Here is a 22,959-nt window from a genome sequence, read left to right on the forward strand (position 1 = left end):
CGATGGAATTTCCAAACAAAAGCCCCTCTACAAATTAATGACAATAGGTATCCGCAATCGAAATGGCCTTAGAGATAATATTTAAACCTTCGTCAATCTGTTCTTTGGTTACGCAGAGTGGCGGAGCAGTAAAAATATACCCCCAGCGCACAAAAGTGAACAGCCCCAACTCGCCCAATTTGGCGGCCACCTTGTTCATTACCTCCATTTCGGTGGGTGTGGCATTAAACGGAGCCATCGGTTCTTTGGTCTCACGGTTCTTGACCAATTCGATACAGCCCAAAAGCCCTGTATTCCGAAAATCTCCAATGGAGGGATGTCTTTCCTGTAATTTGGCCACTTCTACCTCCATGTATTGCCCCATCTGCGCCGCATTCTCGATCAGGTGTTCGTCTTCATAAATGGAGAGTACCTCGTTTGCAGCAGCACAAGCAACGGCATGGGCCGAGTACGTAAGCCCCAGCGGCAACGGACGATCATTGAAGGCATTGGCCAGAGACTCCGTTACCATCATCCCGCCCAACGGCACATAGCCACACGTAAGCCCTTTGGCAAAACACATGATGTCTGGCTCCACCCCGTGATGATCCATCCCGAACCACTTTCCAGTACGCCCAAATCCACTCATCACCTCGTCTGCGATCAGTAAAATGCCGTATTTGGATGTGATTTCGCGGATTCGTTTGATGTATCCGGGTGGATATTTAATACAACCACTGGTTCCGCTTTCGCCCTCCAACAGAACCGCCGCAACTTGATTGGGGCCTTCATACTGAATCACCCGCTCCATATGATCGGCGGCACGCTCGGTACATTCTTCTGGTGTTTCACTATGCCACGGACAACGGTAAAAATACGGGTTCTCGGCATGGATTATGTTGGGAACCCCTTGTTGGTCATGCGGAATGCCGCGGGGATCGCCGCCGGCAGAAAGTGCGCCATACGAGGCTCCGTGATAACTTTGGTAGAGCGTCACCACTTTATAACGTCCAGTATAAAGCCGTGCAAATTTGATGGCATTCTCTATGGACTCGGCTCCGGCATTGGTGAAAAGCACTTTTTGCAAGCTACCGGGCGTGATCTCGGCCAATTTTTTACCCAACTTCCCACGAGCTTCCGTAATCATTCCCGGATGCACAAAGGCCACTTCGTCCATCTGGCGCATAACCGCTTCCTTTACCCGTGGATGTCCATGCCCGATGTTCATGTTCATTAACTGCGACGAAAAGTCTATGTATCGTTTCCCGTCGCGGGTATGAAGATAGACTCCCTTTGCGGTCTGGATATTAAGCGGGTTCAGGCCGGACTGCTTCGACCACGAAAAAAGGGTATAATTCAGGTTGTTTTCTAAGATTTCCTGTGCGCGTGTCATCAGCTCATCCAGTTTGTACGTGATTCGGGATTCCATTTGATCGAGGTTTTTTTGCGTTGCGTCCAGAACTCAATCGAGCTAACGCCTGTAATATCACCCACGCCAAACTTAGACTCATTCCAGCCGCCAAACGAGAACGGCTCGCGGGGGACGGGTACGCCAATGTTCACCCCAATCATACCCGCGCTTGCCCGTTCCATCACCTGACGCGCAATTCCACCATTTTGCGTAAAGACCGCCGCCGCATTTCCATAGTCCGATCCATTCTCAATCTGCAAAGCGTCGTCTAATGAAGTGGAGCGCATAATGGCCAAAACTGGACCAAAAACCTCTTCTTGGGCAATCGCCATGTCTGGTGTTACATGGTCTATGACGGTTGGCGCTACATAAAAACCTCCCTCTTTTCCGGCAACAACCGCATTCCGGCCATCCACCAAAACCTTCGCTCCAGCCGCTTCTGCTTCGGTAATGTACCGCTCAATGCGTTCTTTGGCCGCTTGGCTAATGACTGATCCAAGATTTACGCCCGGAACCACCTTACGTGCTTCGTCACAAATACGCTCAATGATAGGCTCAATGTTACCTACGCCCACCATTGCCGAGGCAGCCATACAGCGCTGACCCGCACAACCCGACATAGAGGCCGTGACATTGCTCGCCGTCATTTCGGGATGTGCATCTGGCATCACGATTAAATGATTTTTGGCACCGCCCAGTGCAAGTGCCCGCTTCAGGTTACTCGTTGCCCGACGATAAACCACTTTCGCAATCCGTGTTGAACCAACAAACGAGACCGCTTCTATGCCTTCGTGATCGCAAATGGCTTCCACGATCTCGCGATCCCCATTTATGACATTAAACACGCCATCCGGCAACCCAGCTTCTTTCAACATTTCGGCAATGCGGTTGGCGGTAATCGGCACCACCTCCGAAGGCTTGAAAATCATGCAATTTCCCAATACCAACGCATTCGGAATCGTCCAATGCGGAACCATATGCGGGAAATTAAACGGCGCTATAGAGGCCACCACACCCAAGGGCTTTTGGTCTATCCGACACTCTACCCCTCGGCTCACCTCCATGATCTCGCCCGCCATCATTTGCGGGAGCGAGCAGGCAAATTCGGTTAGTTCAATACTTTTCTCTATCTCTGCACGGGCTTCTTCAAACGTTTTGCCGTTTTCTAATTGGATCAACTCCGAGAGTTCGGCCATATGTTGCTCCAGAAGCGTCCGATAACGGTAGAAAATCTGTACACGATCTTTCATGGTCTTGGCACTCCAAGCCGGGAAAGCAGCTTTTGCGGCAGCTACGGCCGCATCCAACTCGGTTACCGTCGAAAGGGGGACGTGTCCTAATTGGACGCCATCTATGGGCGAGAGGATTTCCAGAGAGCGTTCGGTTCCATTTATAAATTGACCACCAATATAGTTTTTTACGTCATACACTTTTTTGGAAGCGGTTCCGAAAATAGGTTCAGCGATTGTTGTCATTTGCTGCGCAATATTATGAATATGTGAATTGAAGGTAAAGGACTAAGATCGGGATATGACGAAAAAAAAGCAAGCGTTTGTCGAAAAAAACGGTTAATCCTTGTGATGAAGGTGTTATAACTCGAATGAGTGGCAAAGAATCAACAAAATGCTCAACGAAATTCAGGTCTAAAATTTTATAAAAACCATCTTCCATTGGCAAACCATCCTCCATTGGCATAGACTTCTCGTGCAGCGAAATTAGAGGCGTTGGTTGACTGGTGTTATCAGACAAAAAAGCCTTAGCCCTGTTTTGGGACTAAGGCAAATCGGTTTATGGCCATAGAACAAAGGCTTAGACCGCAAGCCCTCGCTCATGTGCAGCTTTTAACAAACCTTCGCGGTGATCGGGATGCGCAATTTCGATGAGCGCACGTGCACGCTGGCGCAGGTTCTTTCCGTACAGGTTGGCTACGCCATATTCTGTTACCACATAGTGAACGTGTGCCCGGGTCGTTACAACGCCTGCACCGTGTTTGAGGTGTGGGACAATCCGGCTTTCACCTTTTTTCGTGGTGGACGGAAGCGCGATAATCGGTTTCCCATTATCGGAAAGAGAAGCACCTCGGATAAAGTCCATCTGGCCACCCACTCCTGAAAACTGCTTGATCCCGATAGAGTCTGCACACACTTGTCCGGTAACATCCACTTCAATCGCGGAGTTAATGGCGGTTACTTTGGGGTTACGGCGGATCACCGCTGAGTCATTTACATACCCACAGTCTAACATCCGGATCAGCGGATTGTCGTCCATGAAATCATAAAGTTTCCGCGTTCCCATAGCGAAAGAGGCCACCACATGGCCTGGGTTGTTCACTTTTTCCGAGTTTGTAACCACTCCGCGCTCAATGAGTGGAATCAGGCCATCCGAGAACATCTCGGTATGTACCCCTAGGTTTCGGTGGCCGGTAAGGGCGGCCAGCACGGCATCGGGAATGGTGCCAATCCCCATTTGCAAGGTTGCTCCGTCTTCAATCAATTCGGCACAAAAGCGTCCGATGGCATGTTCTACATCGGTGGGGGTAGAGGGCGGAATTTCAGGAATAGCGTCGTCGCACGCTACGAAAGCATGTATATTGCTGGTATGAATCAAACTATCGCCGTGGGTGCGTGGCATGTTAGGATTGACCTGTGCAATCACATGTTTGGCGGTTTGAATGGCTGCCCTCGATACATCTACAGAGACTCCGAGTGAGCAATACCCATGTTGGTCGGGCGGACTTACCTGAACCAAGGCCACGTCTAAAGGCAAAATACCCCGACGGAAGAGCAATGGGGTTTCGCTGAGAAACACAGGGAGATAGTCTGCATGGCCCGCTTGAACAGCTTTTCTGACATTGGCACCCACAAACATGGCATTCAGCCGAAAACTTTCGGGGTGGTCTAAATAAGGCGCAGGGCCTTCGGTGTGCAGGCTGATCAGTTCAACGTCATTCAATTCTCCGGCGCGTGCCGAGAGGGCTGCCACCAAACGTTGTGGGGTTGCAGCGGCGGTATGGATAAAAACGCGGTTCCAAGGCTTGACAATAGAAACCGCTTGTTCGGCCGTCATTTCCATGATATTTAGGTCTATGATAGATTGTGGAAGGGGGTTCCTGTTTTAGCGCTCCATGATACGATCAGAAACAACTGTACGATTAAATTCATTTTACTGCATCGGATGTACGATAAATTCTGATGCGTTTTAAATGTGTTTAGATTGGAAAATACATCAATCCCAGGATAAAGTGCATGATAAAAGCGCTTCCGGATATGTAGATTCTGCTTCTTCATCACTCCTATAACCTTTAATATTCGATGAACGGTTTCATTGCATCAACACCTGCCCCCCCGTATTACGCGGTCATCTTTACCAGTATTTTGGACCCGACACCAGCAGGCTATAAGGAAACTGCAGAACGCATGGTGGCACTTGCAGCAGAGCAAAGCGGATTTTTGGGAACCGAGTCTGCGAGGGATGGCTTGGGGATTACGGTTTCATATTGGGATAGTTTGGCCGCTATACATGCCTGGAAGTCTCATGCCGAGCATCTGATCGCACAAGAAAAGGGCCGTAAGCAGTGGTATTCGGCCTATAAAACCCGTATTTGCTTGGTGGAGCGGGATTATGGGTCTGGGCTGGGAGCGGATATTTGATGGTCTCTGAAGAAGCGAATACCCATTTTGAAGCCAACACGTTGGTCCATTTGCAAATAATCACGGATAAACGAAGGACGGATGTTTTGATCTTCAAAGGAAGAAAGTGGTATAAACGCGACCTGTTCCAAGACCTGCGTGGCCAACTCTGGATCGGAACCTACTTGGAGTTGGCCTCCTGCTTTTTGGCATAAGAAGTAATACTCAAGTGCGTGAAATGGACCATTTATAAACTCGGAAACATAGATTAAGGGGCCAACCACCACCGTTAAGCCTGTTTCCTCCCGTATTTCGCGTTTTAAGGCTGCTTCAAGTGTTTCGCCAAATTCCACGCCTCCACCTGGTGGCATCCAAAAAGATTGGTCATACATATCCCGAAAAGAAACCATCAACAACGATTCCGGATGACTGGACGAATCAAATAAAAGACCACATGCCCTCACCCGAATACGGTGGCCATATTGTACAACGATTTCCGGACGGGGCATTGGGTGTAGCGGGTTAAGACGTGATTGAACTTCCGAATATACGTATTCCCCAAAGTGCAATGGGCGGTGAAGTTCAGCATGTTTTTTATATTGCCAATGAAATCTTTTGTATGGTTATCAAACTACCATCCATAGATGCACACGTTGCAGAATAAACTTATAAGCTTATATCCAGCAATCACGAGACCCAATTTACAATTGGTACTTGAAATATGGAGCGTTGCCACCTACCCACGGCACCATGTATTTGGTACGAGAAGGGGCTTTTTTTATCCCTACTATACCTAATCCAATATCCAGAAAGACCAAAGCCATGTTTTCCGTACAAAAAAAATGAGGAAAAAATCATATTATTATAATCAAAAAAATTTTATACCACTATTGACTTTACTTTACAGTGGTTGTAAATTCAATTCAATTCAATTCAATTCAATTCAATTCAATTCAATTCAATTCAATTCAATTCAATTCAATTCAATTCAATTCAATTCAATTCAATTCAATTCAATTCACTAAACAAATTCGGAGGATGTTATGAAGGGATTCAGGTCAATGCGCTATATGCGAGTATTCAGTTTCGCGATGTGTCTATCTTTATTGGCCGTTTCGGCTGTATTGATTCTTTCGCCACGGGCTGTTTGGGCAGCTTGCACAGCATACGGTGACGATGGTAACGGATGTAAAGGTAGTACTGGAGGAAATGGTGGTGGTCGTGCTACTCATTACTACGTTCGCGGAGCATCTTGGACACATAGATGTCCTTGGTCTTATGGAGAAAATGCTTATTCAGGCTCTGGAAGCTATTCTGGAATTGGAGGAACTGGAGGAAGTGCATCATACTCGCAATCAAGACAACAAGTTAACGGTAATGAGCGTACAGTTCAAACTCATGTTTGTGATTATATCCCACAAGGAAATCCAGAAAAGCATGAGGGTTGTGCTGCTGGAGACTGGCATCATTCACCAAATCCTTGGTGCAACAATGTTGCCTGCATACATTGAATCATTACTAAGAAATCATTGTACGACATGAAATGTAAATCATCAAATGTCGTACAATGATTTACATTTTTACTGGAGATTTGTTTTAAAACCAAAATAACATATGAAAAATACAATGCAAAATCAATTTAGTGAGGCTTATAAAATTAATAATTCAATGAATTATATATCTTTATGTAGCATTATACTATTTAGTTTATTGAACACTTCATGCCAAAAAAACGAAACAGCGAATAAGAAAACCAAAGATGCCGAAAGCAGTGTAACTCATCTCAATACAAAAGGAACTATTCGTTTATCCGATATAATTGCCGAAGCTACCCCACTTTCATTGGAGGCAACGGAGAACAGCTTGATTATGAATGGCGGTGTTAATTTGAGTACAAATAAGACAAGTATATACATTGGTGGAATGGGGCAATATTTAGTGCAATTTAATAAGAAAACAGGCGCATTTATCCGTCAAATAGGCAAAACAGGAGAAGGCCCCGGAGAGTACAACCAAGCGACTTCTTTATTCGCTTCAGAAGATACCTTGTATGTCGTTGATAGTATGGTTGGGAAAATCCAATCTTTTAATTCACAAGGAGTCTATTTATCCCAACTGCAAAATCCTTTACTCCGAAATGTAGGAAAAATATATGTTTTTAACAACAAAATATATTTGAACTTAACCTACGGTTGGCATGATTATATTTTTGCTACAATAGATTTAGATTTAAAAAACCTTCAGACTTATTCGGATCACTTAATTGCTCAACAGCAGGATATGAGTCGTTATAAAACTTATAAACTTCATGGCTACTTAAACTCACAATTCTTTACAATAGATAATGAATTACATTGGTCCTATACTTTGCTAAAAGACATTCAACAAATTAATATAAAACCAAAGATTGCAGTTGTAGCCAAAACGACAATACCTTCGCCATATTTTTTTGAACCAATCCCACCTTTGCCGCCAGCTATACAGATAACTTTAAACGATTCTTGGGAAAAATTTAATGAGAAGTATTCATTTTATGCTGCTTACTTTTTAAAAAATAGATTTTTGATACGAAAATTTCAATATACTGACAAAAACAACACACCACATAACAGATATCACATTTACGACACAAGAACAAATAAACAATATCATGTTGAACCAGATTTTTTTATATATAAAAATATAAAAAAAGATGATTTTACTGTAAAAAGCTTTCCGAATTTTATTTATGCAGATGCAGACTATATCTATGAATTAGACTTTTCATTCACCAAAAAAGATATATTAGACAACCCTATTTTAAGGAGATACAAAATCAATGAAGATTTTTTCAATTAAGGTGTTATATAGTTTTTTAGCTTTATTTATCATCGCAAATATTAGCCTTTTATATGTAATTTATTATAACAAAGAGCATGTACAGGCTTTAAGACAAGAGATTAATAGGATAGAGGAAGAAAATTCACCTCCATCGTTTCAATTTTTTAGGGTAAAGATTAAGCAATGGGGCACACAAGAAATACTTGACCATGCTTCACGCCGCCCAAAGGTTTACCTAATTTTCTCAAAAAACGGTTGCTCAAACAGATTCGATCGTTTTGCTAATTATTTAACCGTAAAACATCTGTCTGATAAGCATATTGATGTTAAATTCATATCAACAGATATTCATACCGAGCAGGATCAGATGGCCTTTGGGATACGTTTTCCAAGAGCCAAAGAACTATTCTATGAAGAAATTGATATTCAGACAAGTAAGAAATCACAAGTAAAATTACCTCAAATTCTCATTGTAGATCGGCATTTCAGAGTAATAGATTCATATTATATTAAGCCTTCCCCCAATCCGAAAGAACAAATGATGTGGCGAAAATTAGATTTCCTTTATGACAACTTTCATTATGCCGAAGAATCAATGCGTGAGTTGTTTTAGCGCTTCTCTCTTCCCCTACTCCAATCGATAGCGGGTTTTCTCGTGTTTGGCGATCTCATTTTTAGGAAAAATGGTGCTGGTTATCCTGAAATTTATTTGTAATCAGGTTGTTGAAAAATTTATTGTAAAAACTTAGCCTGCCTGAAAAGTGATAGATTTTCTATCAAAGACGTTGATCATGTTTGGGAATACGTTCATTGAATGTTTGCTAAATTCCTGTTCCCCAGTTTGCCTACCTGCCACCACCATTGGAGTCGCTTTGGGGCTACTTTGGTAAAAGTCAAGGATGAAGCGGTGCATTGGCCCACTTTGAACCTTTTTACATGAAATGGGTTAGTTCCCGCAACAGGTGGGCCACATAGGGCATTGGGTAAGCCGGGCTTTTTCAAACCATCTTACAATGGAGGTTTATGGCTGTTTTTCCTATTAAGGTTCAAACGCAATTCGGCATTCTCCGCTTTGAGGGCAACGTTTTCGGCCTCCAATGCCTCAAATCCAGATCAACAAAGCACCGACCAAGTCTTTTAATACCGATTGTCATTTGATAGCGTCATACACCAGATCATTGTACTAAACAAATTTACACAACTTGGGAGTATTAAGCTCCATCTTTTACATAAATTGGGGATAGGACTAAACTTTTACGATTTTTCAAGCTACAACCTTTCTTTATACCCCCCATTCTCAAACCCTTTCCATACACCTATGAACAGACTTTATCGTTTGCTGTTTTTTATTCTTGTACTTTGTCTTTATCCGGGCAAAGACCCACTCTACGGTCAGATACCATCAAGTTATTGGAATTATGGGTCTCTTGGTATAGAAAACACCTCCTCCCATATAGGACTTTCAGTACCTGCCAAGATTGATCAGAGCGCCAATGCGGAACTCATCAAAAAAGACAGCGCCATCGTTTCTTCACTCGCCACAGAACAACTATATAATGACCAATGTACAAATCGAAAAATTGAAATTGCTTTGTCTGAAACACGCCATAAGAAAATAATCCTCCCACTCGTGGATAAAACCTTTTCTCATCCTGAGGCTTCGGTTCAGAACATGGTACAAGATAGAAGAAAGATTATTGATTACCATTATACGATTTTTCCAAAGGCTACCGAAAAGGTCTATGATAGCACGGCATATTTATGTTCAAGCTTTTCAGATCAATCAACAGTACCTCAAGAATATGAAGCCGTCACCTTATCCATCCCCACTCATACGGCTTTTGCGTTTAGTCCTACCCGCAATAAGGTGATTGTATTATTACATGGCATTACCCCTTTTCCCAACCATGACCCTGACGCACGTATCGCAACACATTTTCACCCCCGCTATTATTGGGGTAGCGCGCTTTTAAGTAATTTATTGGGCATGCACCAAGCGGACAACTTTACATACCTGCATCCACGCAAGAACCCAAATGGAACCCTTTCGATGGTTAATGGAACGTCTTTCCCTGCCTCAAAATGGGATTTTGTTTTCGATAAAAAACAATACCAATCATTGAACCAGACCATAGACGAGATCGCCTTCCCAGACTTAGCCCCTGTTTTGGTGGATTTACCAAACGGACCTTTTGCCCAGAGAGCACGAGGTGCCAAGCAACCTTTTACGGCAGCCATGATTACCTTTCGAGAAGGCCACCTGCATCTGGTTGAGCAAACAGAGCAAGCAATTCTTCAAATCTACCACACATACCAAGCCATTTTCGGTGCGTTAGATGAAAAAGATCAGCCACAAATATATCTTCTGGGACATAGTTTTGGGGGGATTGTAGCCAGAGCCATTTTAAGTAATCCAGAAAATCGTGACCCCGTCTCTGGTAAGCAACTTTCAGCGCCATTACGCGAGAAAGCTACATTTATCCGAGACCGAACGGTTTGGCTAAGCACCCTCTCCACCCCACATGAAGGGTCGCCAACACCACGTTTTGCCAACGAACTCCATAGCGACTTTCAGGCCCTAAAAAATGAACTTGGTTCTTTGAAACCACCAAAACAGTACCTTCCGGTTGGGGTTTCAGGAAATCTTTCTGTGGATCAACACGTCCGGAAGAAAATTGAGTCTGCCCAGAATGTCATTTCAGCCGCACAAGCCGCGATTTCGGCGTATCGTCCTGTTTTTGATGACTTAATGCAGATTCATAAGCACAATACCTCTTTTATTCCGCCCCACACTTCAAAACGATCGGATGGTAGCCTGATTCCGGTTTACACGATGGCTGGAAGAAGTCCCGGACATTACTTCTTCGACCGCCAGAGACATCTTCTGGCCTCCGACGAGATAGACGTTTTGGGCCTGATGACTAATCGTGCGGGTATGGAAGCAAGTGTTTTGCTGTTGACCGATTTGCTCATTAGCCGGCTCAGATACGGACGGCTAACTGGATCAACAGAACCTTGTCGTCCTTGGGGAATGGTGTCACAATCGGGGCGCATTCCAGAAGGCGACCGCCGCACCGCCCCACGCCTGTGTAGCGCCCTTTCAGGCACCAAAATTGGTACGCTACGAAATGGATATGGTCTAAGCGCTTCTGCAACGGGTGATGTACTCGCTACCACAATACTCGGAGCAGGTTATTATGGCTCTTTAAGCAGCAGTGGGTATGCCTCAGGGCACAATTCACCAGACAATGAATATGACAGCGACGGCTTTGTTTCTTTCCCTTCTTCACATGGTATCGGTATAAAAGGCACACATTGGTTTGGCATCTACGGGGATCGTTACGGAACGCTTTTGCCTTGGGAGTTGGACAATCACGGATCTTTGATGTTTAACCCTGCAACCGGAAGATGGATACGTGACTACCTGCTGCAATTTGCAGGCCCTTATCTCACCCAGCAAGGAAGTACCCGAATAAGCCTATATGATCCCCAAAACACCCGCCCACCTTCCGAGGCCAATGTCCTTAAAAACAAGGTAAAGGTAGAAATTTTAGAAATTAAGGCTTTAGAAGAATTAGACCCCGAAGACGAAGAGCTACGAAAGGCGGAAGCACTTTTTATAGGATTGGGTCAAAAAAAACCCACTCTAACAGGTGCAGATTTTCGCCTTAGGGTGGACATTTCGGGTATATCGTGCGTTAAACGCTTCAAAGACAACCAATCTCATGTTCGAGAAGCTGCCGTTTTTAGCGAAATGGTTTTTGGCACTATGATTCCTATCCGCATTGCATTAGACGACATAGACACTGAACCACCCAATGCAGAAGATCGAGAGGACCTGCTTGACCCATGTACCATTACTCCGGCGGAAAACAGAGAGGATTTGTTTTTATATTACGACATTTCGCGAAAACAAATTTTCGGAGATGTAGCCCAGTTCAAGACGGGGCAAAAGATCAGTATTGTGCCTCATCCCAATGCCCCCAACCGCGTACAAATTACCTTACGCATTAGCCATTGAGGGCATCATAAAACCAGTGCATTTTTACAAAAAATGTCAAAGGGAAGGGCTGCAAACTCGTCCCTTTGACATTTTCAAGTGCGATGCACGATGCGCTATCATAGACGCTTCCGAATTACACCCCTCAATACAGCTCTATTTTCACCAAACGACCATCCAAAGGCCCATTAACAAGCGGTTTTTTGAATGCGGGCTTCAGGCCGATTGCAGAGATAAGTTCACGGTTGCCGCAATAGATATATGCCGTAGAACCTTTGCAATATTGTTTAAGGAAATCACCGAATGCTTTGTACAAAGCTGCGGTTTCGCGGGTATCTCCCATCCGGATACCATAAGGTGGGTTTACCACAATCGTATGATCCTCCAAATTTGGAATCTCACGAAAATCCAGGCAACGCATTTCCACCTTATTGGCTTCTGGGAGACGATTTAGGTTTTCTCGCGCCGCACGTAGCACTTTTTGATCTACATCACTCCCCCGGATTAGACTTTGGCGAACGGGCTGTATGGCCGCATCTGACTGTTTACGGACGACTTCCCAAAGTCGTTTATTATAATCGGGCAAGTGTGGAATACACCAATGAGGCCGTGGCCATCCGGCAGGCAACTTTCCTGCCACCATCAACGCCTCGGCCAAAAGCGTTCCAGAGCCGCACATGGGGTCATAAAGGGGCGTATCGCCTTTCCACTCGGCCAATTCAAGAATGGCTGCTGCAACCGTCTCTTGCATGGGTGCAGGCCCCGAAACGCGCCGATACCCACGCCGGTGAAGCGATCCACCAGAAACATCTAAACTAATGATTGCCTTGTTCCGGTCTATGTGCAGATTAAAAGACACATCTGGTGCTTCTTTATCTATGCTTGGCCGTGCTCCATATTGATCTCGAAACTGATCTACAATTGCATCCTTAAGTTTTAGGGCTGCATATTGCGAGTGGTTAATGCGGCTATTCCCTACATTTGAAAAAATCAGAAAGGTATGATCGGGCGTTAGGAAATCATCCCACCTCATATGGGTATGTGCAAATTGGTATAACCCTTCTTCGTTGTGACAATCAAACGACACCAATGGTGCCAAGATTCGCGAGAGCAGACGGGCATTATACGCGATTCGGTAGAGTGCCTCGTTCGTGGCACGAAAATACACACCCCGATAGGCAGCCTCCACATCGGTTGCGCCCAATTTAACCAATTCACGGATTCCCAGTCCTTCGCTCCCTCCAGCAATTTGGGCAAAAAACCGACGATTTCTTTCGTATAAGTAAGCCACACAAGCAGTGTTTTGTTAAAGCAGGAGAAAAGGTACAAAAAGCCTTACTCTGCTACCCTAAATTCTTGGGTAAGATCCGATTGAAACACTCAGTAGCTTAAATTTAGAACAAGCCTACCACTTCGCCCTTCTCGTTAATATCCACTTGCATATAAGCCGGCTTTGCACCCAAACCAGGCATGGTACGCATCTCCCCAGCAATGGGATAAATAAAACCAGCTCCAACAGCAGCCCGAACTTCACGAATCGGAAAGATAAAATCATTCGGGACACCTTTTTTTGTCGGATCATGAGAAAGGCTCAAATGGGTTTTGGCCACACAAATGGGCAAGTTTCCAAATCCGGCAGCCTCGTAGCGCTCTATCTGCTTTCGCGCTTTCTGGTCTAAGGCAATCCCTTTTGCTCCATAGACTTCCCGTGCCACGATGTCAATTTTCTCCGCAATTCCCAATTCCAAGGGATACAAATAGCGAAAGTTTTTGGGTTGATCGGCAGCCTTCATTACCGCATACGCCAGTTCTACAGAACCAGCCCCTCCCTCTGTAAAGTGTGTTGTGGGGACCGCATCCTCGGCACCTGCTCTCAGCGCGGCCTCTCGAATAACCGCAATCTCGGCGTCGGTGTCGGTATGAAAGCGATTAATCGCAACAACAACTGGGATGCCAAACTTCCGGGCAATCTCGATGTGCCTTATGAGGTTAGGCAAACCCTCTCGGAGCAAGGGTAGGTTTTCTTGGGTATAAGCCACATCTAAAGGCCGTCCTGCGATTACAGGAGGACCATTCCCGTGGGTTTTCAAAGCACGAACAGTTGCCACCAATACCACCGCATCTGGCACCAGACCACTTGTCCGGCATTTTACGTGTACAAATTTTTCCATACCAATATCCGATCCAAAACCAGACTCCGTGAGCACGAAGTCCGATAACTTCAAAGCAATACGATCGGCTAAGACAGATGAATTCCCATGCGCCACATTTGCAAATGGCCCGGCATGTACCAAGGCTGGCTGGCCTTCCAATGTTTGCATTAGGTTCGGCAATAGCGCATCCCGCAACAAGACTGTTACCGCTCCTGCCACTTGTAGGTCTTCCAATGTCAGCGGTAGCCCGGCGCGGTTCAGTCCAAAGACAATTCGTCCTACGCGACGCCTCAGATCTTGGAGATCGGTGGCAAGAGCAATGATGGCCATCAGTTCGGAAGCCACGGCAATATCAAAACCACCTTCACGAGGAATCCCATCTAATGCCCCTCCCAGGCCCACGGTCAGGTGTCGCAACGAACGATCATTCACATCCACCACACGTGGCCATGTGATGTTATATGGATCTATATTTAACCGCTTTAATCCTAATTTTTCCAGCGCAACATCCCCCAAACGACTTTCGTGGTATAATCGTGCGTCAATTGCAGCTGCCGCCAAATTATGCGCCACACTAATGGCATGGATATCGCCAGTCAGGTGCAGGTTAAACTCCTCCATTGGTACCACCTGCGCATATCCGCCGCCAGCAGCGCCACCTTTAATCCCAAACGTAGGGCCCATCGAAGGCTGTCGAATACAACAAGCGGCTTTATGCCCCAGTTTGCCTAATGCTTGTGTAAGCCCAATAAGGGTTGTGGTTTTCCCCTCGCCCAACGGCGTAGGCGTAATAGCAGTCACATCTATATATCGCCCATTTGACCGATCTTTAAACCGTGGATCGTCTAAGACAGAAAGTTTAATTTTCGCCTTCGTGGTTCCATATAACTGTAGATCGGAAGGAGAAAGCCCTAAGTCGGCGGCAACGTCTTGAATAGGACGAAGTTTGGCTTGGCGCGAAATGGCCAGATCACTTGGGAAAGAGGATATATTCATGATGATCAAGGACGGCTTGTTAGATATGTTGTAAAGGGGGAAAGTAGTCCTTTTTGATCCGCTCACTTGTAAGTACCCTACGCGCTACTTTGTAGGGAATTTGACGGCAATTTTGGGCGTGAGCATGATCAGATTCCGCACGTTTTTTGGCGTATAGAAATAGCTGCATCCTATTCATCCGCTATCTCTAACACTTCTAAAACACAAAAATCATGTACCACACATTCAAATCCCATGTTCTGTTAGGCATTTTGCTGTTATTATCGGCCATTACCGAAACAACACCACCGCTACCAATTCCCAATAATAACCAACCAACGGTTCAACGCGCACAAAAATTTGCTTCGGTGGTCTTTTTTTATTTTGGCGATAGTAAGTTTACCTCGCTCGGACAAGAAACCGTCCAGTTGAAGCACGCCATGGAAGGCTACGACCGCGTGGTTTTGCTGAAACACGATAATGTTAGTTCATTTTGGGACCTTTCCGAAAAAGATGAAAAATTGGCAGATGTCAAAAAAACACCTACTGAAACCAACTTAAAAGACCAACTTAAAGATCTTGCCAGCAAGGGCTACATCATTGATCTTTGGATATTCTCACATGGTTCCACGAGCGGATTTAGGGCTAGTACCGGAACCTACGGGAGTAATTCCACCTTTTCCACCTCCGATATCACTGGTATCCCTTCTTATGCCGGACGCTCCTCCATGCCCATACGCATGGTTTATACGGTAGCCTGTTATGGCAATACTTGGGCCGACGAGTGGCAATCTATTGGCGCAAAAACGGTAGTTGCACCTCGTTATGTAAACTTCTATCCGAATCAGTTCGAGAAATTTGCGAAAGAATGGAACGACAACGAAACCGTAAAAACTGCACGCGACGAGGCTGACACTGCCGCTTCCCGTACAGCCAGCCAACTCTACATTTTGGGTGACGCTACTGCCACCAAAAGCGAGTGGGGAGGTTGTCCATTTGGAAAAACAGTCTTGGGAGACCATGATTGTGCAAAAGACTACTTTACCGATCAGTGGATTGAAAACAGCGAATGGCAAAATGGGCAATCCGGAAAAGACAACATGAATCACTCCTCCACCTATCTGATAAAAGGGGATAGCAACATGAAAAAAACCAAGGTCCCTACGTGGTAATTCCTCTTTCGGGTTGGATTCCGAAGCTTTTCTTTTGTACTTTGGGCGTTTCGTAGAGAGACGCCCTTTTCTTTTGCGCCTTTCTGAAACCGAATGACACCAGCGAACGTCCTGATTGCGTTACTTTTTTTACAATCCCACAATACGTTTATGAACCATTTAAAACTTATTCTGGTTGCTCTCGTCGTGCTTTCTTCGGTGAATCCATCGTTTGCCCAAAACCGAGGTAAAACCAAACCGAGTGATCAGGTTCGGGTGAATGTCCCGAAAGAAACCCGTCCCAAAGCAGGCAATAAAACGCCGTCTGTTACCCAAAATCCAGCTCTGGTTAAAAAATACCAAGCAGTGATTACACCAGAAATTCTGGCCTCGCACTTGTATTTTTATGCTTCCGACTTTTTTCAGGGGCGCGAAACAACCGCTCCCGGCCAACGAATGGCAGCCGCTTGGCTGGCTTCTCAGTACCAACGTATTGGTATTTCGCCTAAAGGAACTTCTGGCGTAACCGACTCCCGCGATCCACGCGCCTATTTGCAACCTTTCAAACTCAACGAAGAAAAACTAAAATCCTTTAGCCTTTCCGGAACCAGTGGGGGCAAAGAGGTGAAAAGCCAATACAGTGCAACCGGGCCAGACGGCCAAGTCTTTTTGCAGCTGGGATCGGCGATGGACGCAGAAGGCGGCATCGTGTTTGCCGGATATGGTATCAAAGAGGATGGTAAATACGATGACTATGCCGCGCTAAAAGCCGCCAATATTTCATGGGCTGGTAAATGGTTGTTGATTTTTGACAAAGAACCGATGAATGGAGACAATAGCCTGCTTTCAGCGGATGGTAAACCCACCAAATGGTCCACCCAATGGTGGAGCAAAATGGCTCCGGCTTTCTCTGGCGGACAACCAATTGGCTTTCTTATCATTTCAGACCGTCCTGAATTTGGCACTTTTGTACAGCAACAAGCAAATGCGCTGGCAAACAAAGTAGGGCAACTCCGGATGCCTGTCGAGGGACAATCAGGTGGTGGACGCAGAATTCCACCTTTTGCCCAAATTTCTACCACTTTTGCCAATCAACTGCTCGCCTCTTCCGGAAAAAGTGTAGAATCGTTGCGTTCTGAAATTAATACCTCTCTTAAACCCATTGTCTTTGAACTGACCGACACCAAATTAAAGGGCAAGGTTGAAAATCAAACCCGACTGGCTGATACGGAAAATGTGGTCGCCATGATCGAAGGTACCGATCTGAAAGATGAATATGTGATTATTTCCAGTCACTTAGACCACGTAGGTTGGGACCCAACAAAAGAGGGGGACAATATCTTTAATGGGGCCGATGACGATGGATCTGGAACGGTCACCACGATTGCTATTGCTGAAGCATTTGCACGCGCAGCCGCAGATGGCTACCGTCCTCGCCGCTCTATTATTTTCCTGAATGTGTCGGGAGAAGAAAAAGGCTTATTTGGTTCCGAATATTTTGCCGATAAAGACCCCGTTGTGCCCCTCGATAAGATCGTAACAAACCTAAACATAGACATGGTTGGAAGATTTGACCCCACTCATCCGGTCAAGGATGAAAAGAACTATGTTTACATCATTGGTTCAAAACTTATTTCACAAGAGTTGCACGATTTAAATGCACAGGTGAACAAACTTACTGGCACCAATTTGGTTCTTTCTGAGCGCTTTAACGACAAAAATGATCCAAATCAGTTCTACCGCCGTTCTGACCACTGGAACTTCGGTAAGCATAAGATCCCGTTCATTTTCTTTTTCACCGGAACCCATGAAGACTATCATGGTTTGGAAGATGAACCGGAAAAAATTGAATACAAACGTATGGCAGATATTGGCCGTATGATTTTTGCTACTGCTTGGCAAGTGGCCAACCAGGATGCACGTCCGGCAGTTTCTGGAACTGGATTTAATTGATCCAAGGGCTGTAAAGGCAAAACGGGGCTGTCTTTTAAAAATGGCAGCCCCGTTTTTTTTGCGTTTGCTAAAGTCCAAGCCATTGCATTACCGCTTTCATAACGATCTTTTGCGCCCTTTCATCGGCGATCACTTCAAATGGAAAGCCCAAGAGTACGGTTCTCTCTTTTTCCCCTATACCCGCACTGATATTGTTTTCGCTATACCGAAGAAGGGTTTTTCCGGCAGAGCTTGCAGGCTCTAAGCCATCAGGCGCCTCGGCAGCATATATTTTAGGATTTCGTTTGGTCTCGAAGCGGAAACGGAAGTTCGGAGGAAGAAAATCGGCCTCCACGCTGTGTACATCACCCACAGTGGCAGCATGATCGGTACGCCACGTCATGCGAAGAACATTTTTTGCAAAGGTGATATCCGGATGTAGGCTGGGTTTCCCTTTTACCAAGTCCGTAGCAAGATAGGAACCAGAAGCGAAGAGTTTCCCCCCTTGTCCCAAATAGGTTTCTAAACCTTGCTGGAGTTGCTCAGGGAAAGCCTTAAACATGGGTGGTATAGCGGGGCGTGTTCCGTTTGGCTTGGGCCAAGGGGTTTCTTTTTCTTCTCCTAAGATCAAATCAATGGCTTTATATGGTGAAAGAAGGGCCATATTCGCCATAACGGCCTCGTCACTTACCGAATCGAACGAATATCCGGCGGCAAGAAGGGCTTTGCCATGAACCCTTGTGAAGTCTTTTGTATTGCCTGCAATCGGCTTCCCTTCAAAATCTGCATAACTGGCCCCATGACCGGGGGCATCGTCGTCGCTCCAGACAGAAGACGTTTCGAAGTTAAATTGATCACCTGTAAACCCATAACTTACCCCGTCTGATACCCCTTCATCTACCCAATGTGCAAATCCGGACAAATTTCCTTCTTTGAATATATGCGGCGGCGAAACTCGGTCAAATCCATTCATAACCAAGATTTTTGGATTGCTATTTTCAAGACGCCCTACCGACAAAACCTCGGTGGGGAAACTTTCTCCACCCTCGTTTACGCCAGCTACTTTAAATGCATATACCACCCCTGCTTCCAATTTCGGGAAACGAAAGTCGGTTCTTGTTACGCCTGTTCCATTGTCCCATCCGCCATCATTTTTCCGCATATAGACCACATAACGCTCTGGATTTGCTGTTTTTTCCAACGGGTCCGCAACTGGCTGCCATGATAGTACCGCATCGCCTCCTTCTAACTGTACGCGGAAATGGGAGGGGGGCAGCGGCTGGATAATAGGCTCGAAGCCATGTTGTCCAGCAATAAATCGCAACATGGCCTTATATATTGCCCGACCTACATCAAACCGAAAACGGGGGTCTTGGGCAAATTTTTGGTCTTGAAAATTTTGGTGGGAAAGTAGCTCTAACAGCGCTGCTGGCACATTGGGCCTAAACGCCTCAGAGTAGTCTTTATCCCAAAGTTCGCGGCGTGTCCAAGACGAATCGTAGTGCGCCCGAAGGTCATCTGTGAGTTGTGTTTGTAAGATATCGGCAAGGTCTCGGTTGGCAAATCGTGATTGTCCATCTGGAAAAGTGATGGATCCACCCGTCGTTTTGCTGGAGTAAATCATCAAGGTTCCAATCACATTGGCATTGGTCGTAAGCCCGGCATCGGTATGAAAGGCCAAAGAAAGGTCTATTGGAATGCCCAAACCTTTTACCGTTCTGTTTTTATTGGGGCCAAACGGTGCGCCACGCAGGTAATTAACCCACTCACCTCGGCTCTGAAAGTCGTCACGATAATCATCGTCTTTCGGAGGTGAAACATTATATACCAGCGAGTCTGGCATTCCTGCATATTGCAACCAGTATCGTGCCCCCTCCACATATTTGGCCCGCCCACTTACTGTGCCATTTCGTAACATCATGCCAAGACCACCACCCAGACGAATTGCATCTGCCGTTACTATTTTTCCAGTCTCGTCACTTTGGTTGGTAAGTGTAATACGCGCTTTTTGCAGGGAATCAAAGTGGAACGTGCCTAAATATATCCACGTCCCACTACCTATTTTTTGGTTAACTTCGAATACCGTTGTACCACCCGTGTGATCAACTGTATATCGTGCATTTTCAATGCTTTCCGGTAACGACTGATAGGCCACATAAACAGCATACTCCCCGGATTCAGGTACATCGGACGCCCAAGTGATGCGGGCTGTTGCCTCTTTGGTGGAGGTTGTCATCCGATATGTTCCAAGTTGAAACGGATTTACCCCTTCTGGATAAGGCGGTTGCCCCATCGCAAATCCAACATCGCCCCTAAGCCAATTCCCCACTTCTTTGTACTCCGATTTTCCGCCCGACACATTTCGCCAGTTACCATCGTTGTCTATAATTATTTCATTGGGGTTAGGATCTCTTTCCCGAGGCAAAAAAACCGTTGCACCAGCCTTCTCCAACATCGGAACCAAATAGGGTAACACAAACTGCATCGGCAAGAGGTCTTCGACCGTCAGAAAACTCCGGGCACGTTGCCACTCCCAACGGTTCAATTTGTGTTCGTAGTACCAGCCATGGCTATGCCAAAGGGCAATATTGCGGTTAAAAAGCCCCTTTCTTGGTTCATATGTCTTACTTTTGTTTTGAACGATTGGGCTTCCACGTTGAACAACCTGAGGCATACGTGAAGAATCTTTGGGCGTTTTACTCCGGTAAAGATTCGGGACCAGCTCGTACAAAGGCAGACGCAGAACCGTTATTTTTACACGAAAATCCGGATAGATTGGCTTTAACACGGCTTCAAATGCCTCATAAATCCGCTGCACCTGTTCTTCCCGAAAGGGCACATAACCCATACCATCATTCATTTTCAGTTCTATAATCCGATCGGCTTCATACACCAACAAGGTATCTATTTTCCATGTAGCCGCCCGCTTTGCTAAAGTGGGCATTGCCATGATAGACGCAAGTGAGGTTTTTACTGCTTCATTTGCCACTTGTACACTTGTCTTTGTCACCTCCTGAACAGGTAATTGGGGTATTTGCGCATGACTACCTTCGTTTTTAGGGCCAGAACAAGCCGTCCAGACCAGACACAGTATGAGTACTACTTTTCGTTTCATGACTATCTTCCATTAATGAGAACCCCAAAGTACAAAATTGCTCCTCCTCTGGAAAGCATTACACCAAGTACCAAAAACAAACCTCGAATCAATCGAGGCTTATTTTGGTGACTGAAAAGTCAATTACATTGTTTGGTACTACTCTCCACTTTTTGATTTCGACTACAGCCTGATGTCTGGTCTTCATTTTCGCAATTAATAAACGAGCGTCCTGCACTTGCGGCTTGTATCCGACTCGCGGGAATCCCATTTTGAGCATAAAAGTTTTTTACCGTCAATGCCCTTCTCGTTGCCAGATCGTTCGAGGCCTCCAGATAATCAAAGTATCCAGATGTTCGTACACAAACCGATTTACACCGTTGTAAAAAAGCAAGATTGTCCCGCAATGCTGCCATATCTTCTTCGTCTAAAACCGCACTATTTTGTGAAAAGTGGACGGTTTTCAGGTCTAAACCGATACAAGAACTTTCCCGAATTAATTCTGACGAAATTTTTAATGTTTCTGTTTTTATATCCTCTCCGCCACAATTGCGGACCTGTAGTGACACATTGTAACTCCCGATTCGGGGATATGTGTAGCGCGGAAATTGTGCAATGGAGGTATTCCCGTCTCCAAAATCCCAAATATACTCCATCGGAAGCGTCCCCTCTACTTCGGGCGCAAAACTGACTGTTACGCCATCCCAACCATCTCTCTTTGAAGTAATGTGACGAATGACTGGTTTTTCACATTGTATAGGAGGTTCTTCTACAACAATTCGTGCGGTGCGGGTGTCTGTTCCACCACAATTGCTTACAGAAAACGAGACCATATATGCACCAGGCCCTGGAAAACGATGGTCGGCAACCTTACCGGTCCCCATCCGACCGTCTCCGAAATCCCATATTACCTCTACAGGCTGGGTCGCTTCGTTGACCGCACCAATCATGGTTGCTACTCGATTTGCGTTTACCTGATTCGGCACATTTAAAGCGGCTATTCGTACAGGTGTACACGAAATTTCTTTAGACAAGTTGTATCGAAGCCCTGCCCCAAAAAAACCCAGTAAGTCAGAATTAGACAAATCACCACCCACATTTGGATTGCCGACAGAGCCAAAGTCTCGTCCATAGTCTCCTGAATCTGCGGCAGCATCAGGAAACGTAGCCTCGATGCTACCTTCCATAAAAACAGAGGCTTGTCTATTCAACATGTATGTCAACCCAATCGCTCCTGTTACCCCAATCCCCGGCTGAAAGACTTTTTTAAGGGTTTGGGGTCGGTAATAATGTCCGAATAGTATATTCCCCCCCATGCTAAGGTAAGTTTGCACATCGGCCCCTGGGTTCAAGATCATCCGAGCACTGCTAATCAGTTGGAACCGTCTCGTATCCTTTGCCTGTGGCACGTATTCATCGGGTTCAATTTTCGGGTAGTTCCCGATAACGCCCCCCACGGTTACTTCATAGCGATTGCTTAAACGATAACCCGCTTCTAATCCGAATAAATGCCCACGGTCCCTGATGTAGGTTCCCCATTGCCCCAAACGGTTATTATCTGTATCTCCTCCGTATGTGGTCCAACCCAGTTTAGCACTCAAAAAAATCCGCTTTTGATCTAAGGGCAATGTAAAAGGTAGCTTCAAAGTGGGTTGCGAATGAACAACCACAACCGAAGCCAAACAGATTATGAAGGGTAAAAGTCGTAAGCCTCGCTTCATACGGATCAATGGTGTACCAATCATCTTTATCGCTATATAGCCAAATATGTAGGCATTTTGCCTTTTTATCTGGTTTTTGTGATGTCATATATGG

Annotated in this window: 15 protein-coding genes; 7 read left to right on the forward strand and 8 right to left on the reverse strand. The window is 45.6% G+C overall.

Going from position 1 to position 22,959, the window contains the following annotated elements; genetic code table 11:
• Positions 1-34 precede the first annotated feature (34 nt).
• From JNN12_14375 to JNN12_14385, 3 genes are all read right to left on the reverse strand, one after another.
• Complete coding sequence (locus JNN12_14375) at positions 35-1,408, reverse strand: aminotransferase class III-fold pyridoxal phosphate-dependent enzyme (GenBank protein ID MBL7979521.1); 1,374 nt, start codon at positions 1,406-1,408, stop codon at positions 35-37.
• Positions 1,372-2,865 (reverse strand): CoA-acylating methylmalonate-semialdehyde dehydrogenase, encoded by a 1,494-nt coding sequence (locus tag JNN12_14380; GenBank protein MBL7979522.1) that lies wholly within the window; start codon positions 2,863-2,865, stop codon positions 1,372-1,374. The genes JNN12_14375 and JNN12_14380 overlap by 37 nt, the downstream gene beginning before the upstream one ends.
• Before the next feature lie 334 nt (positions 2,866-3,199).
• Entirely contained in the window at positions 3,200-4,462 is a 1,263-nt protein-coding gene (locus JNN12_14385; GenBank protein MBL7979523.1) for an acetyl-CoA hydrolase/transferase family protein, read from the reverse strand.
• 239 nt (positions 4,463-4,701) lie between these two features.
• Here JNN12_14385 and JNN12_14390 point away from each other — a divergent pair, with 239 nt between their 5' ends.
• Entirely contained in the window at positions 4,702-5,040 is a 339-nt protein-coding gene (locus JNN12_14390; protein MBL7979524.1) for an antibiotic biosynthesis monooxygenase, read from the forward strand.
• Here the strand turns inward: JNN12_14390 and JNN12_14395 are convergent.
• Positions 5,010-5,528 (reverse strand): NUDIX hydrolase, encoded by a 519-nt coding sequence (locus JNN12_14395; protein MBL7979525.1) that lies wholly within the window; start codon positions 5,526-5,528, stop codon positions 5,010-5,012. The two genes, JNN12_14390 and JNN12_14395, sit on opposite strands and share 31 nt — an antisense overlap.
• A gap of 667 nt (positions 5,529-6,195) precedes the next feature.
• Between JNN12_14395 and JNN12_14400 the strand changes: the two genes are divergently transcribed.
• From JNN12_14400 to JNN12_14415, 4 genes are all read left to right on the forward strand, one after another.
• Positions 6,196-6,561 (forward strand): hypothetical protein, encoded by a 366-nt coding sequence (locus JNN12_14400; protein ID MBL7979526.1) that lies wholly within the window; start codon positions 6,196-6,198, stop codon positions 6,559-6,561.
• Between the two features lie 72 nt (positions 6,562-6,633).
• Positions 6,634-7,857 carry a 6-bladed beta-propeller gene (locus JNN12_14405; GenBank protein ID MBL7979527.1) on the forward strand — a complete coding sequence of 408 codons (1,224 nt, stop codon included), beginning with the start codon at positions 6,634-6,636 and terminating at the stop codon, positions 7,855-7,857.
• Positions 7,838-8,452 (forward strand): hypothetical protein, encoded by a 615-nt coding sequence (locus tag JNN12_14410; protein ID MBL7979528.1) that lies wholly within the window; start codon positions 7,838-7,840, stop codon positions 8,450-8,452. Before JNN12_14405 ends, JNN12_14410 begins: the two co-directional genes overlap by 20 nt.
• 705 nt (positions 8,453-9,157) lie before the next feature.
• Positions 9,158-11,860: a hypothetical protein gene (locus JNN12_14415; GenBank protein ID MBL7979529.1), complete on the forward strand. Its 2,703-nt coding sequence runs from the start codon at positions 9,158-9,160 to the stop codon at positions 11,858-11,860.
• Between the two features lie 124 nt (positions 11,861-11,984).
• Here the strand turns inward: JNN12_14415 and JNN12_14420 are convergent, their stop codons facing one another.
• Positions 11,985-13,130, reverse strand: a complete 1,146-nt coding sequence (locus JNN12_14420; protein ID MBL7979530.1) for a hypothetical protein — start codon at positions 13,128-13,130, stop codon at positions 11,985-11,987.
• Between the two features lie 103 nt (positions 13,131-13,233).
• Complete coding sequence (locus JNN12_14425) at positions 13,234-14,988, reverse strand: formate--tetrahydrofolate ligase (GenBank protein ID MBL7979531.1); 1,755 nt, start codon at positions 14,986-14,988, stop codon at positions 13,234-13,236.
• A 212-nt stretch (positions 14,989-15,200) separates the two neighbouring features.
• Here JNN12_14425 and JNN12_14430 point away from each other — a divergent pair, with 212 nt between their 5' ends.
• Together JNN12_14430 and JNN12_14435 are read left to right on the forward strand one after the other, a co-directional pair.
• On the forward strand, positions 15,201-16,139 hold the full coding sequence (locus JNN12_14430; GenBank protein ID MBL7979532.1) for a hypothetical protein: 939 nt from the start codon (positions 15,201-15,203) through the stop codon (positions 16,137-16,139).
• Between the two features lie 150 nt (positions 16,140-16,289).
• Positions 16,290-18,071: a M28 family peptidase gene (locus tag JNN12_14435; protein MBL7979533.1), complete on the forward strand. Its 1,782-nt coding sequence runs from the start codon at positions 16,290-16,292 to the stop codon at positions 18,069-18,071.
• A 67-nt stretch (positions 18,072-18,138) separates the two neighbouring features.
• On the opposite strand, the gene JNN12_14440 is transcribed toward JNN12_14435, so the two are convergent.
• Together JNN12_14440 and JNN12_14445 are read right to left on the reverse strand one after the other, a co-directional pair.
• Positions 18,139-21,165 (reverse strand): N-acetylmuramoyl-L-alanine amidase, encoded by a 3,027-nt coding sequence (locus tag JNN12_14440; GenBank protein ID MBL7979534.1) that lies wholly within the window; start codon positions 21,163-21,165, stop codon positions 18,139-18,141.
• Between the two features lie 119 nt (positions 21,166-21,284).
• Positions 21,285-22,745 (reverse strand): PKD domain-containing protein, encoded by a 1,461-nt coding sequence (locus tag JNN12_14445; protein ID MBL7979535.1) that lies wholly within the window; start codon positions 22,743-22,745, stop codon positions 21,285-21,287.
• Positions 22,746-22,959 lie beyond the last annotated feature (214 nt).

This window comes from Bacteroidetes Order II. bacterium, assembly GCA_016788705.1.
Classification (GTDB): domain Bacteria; phylum Bacteroidota; class Rhodothermia; order Rhodothermales; family UBA2364; genus UBA2364.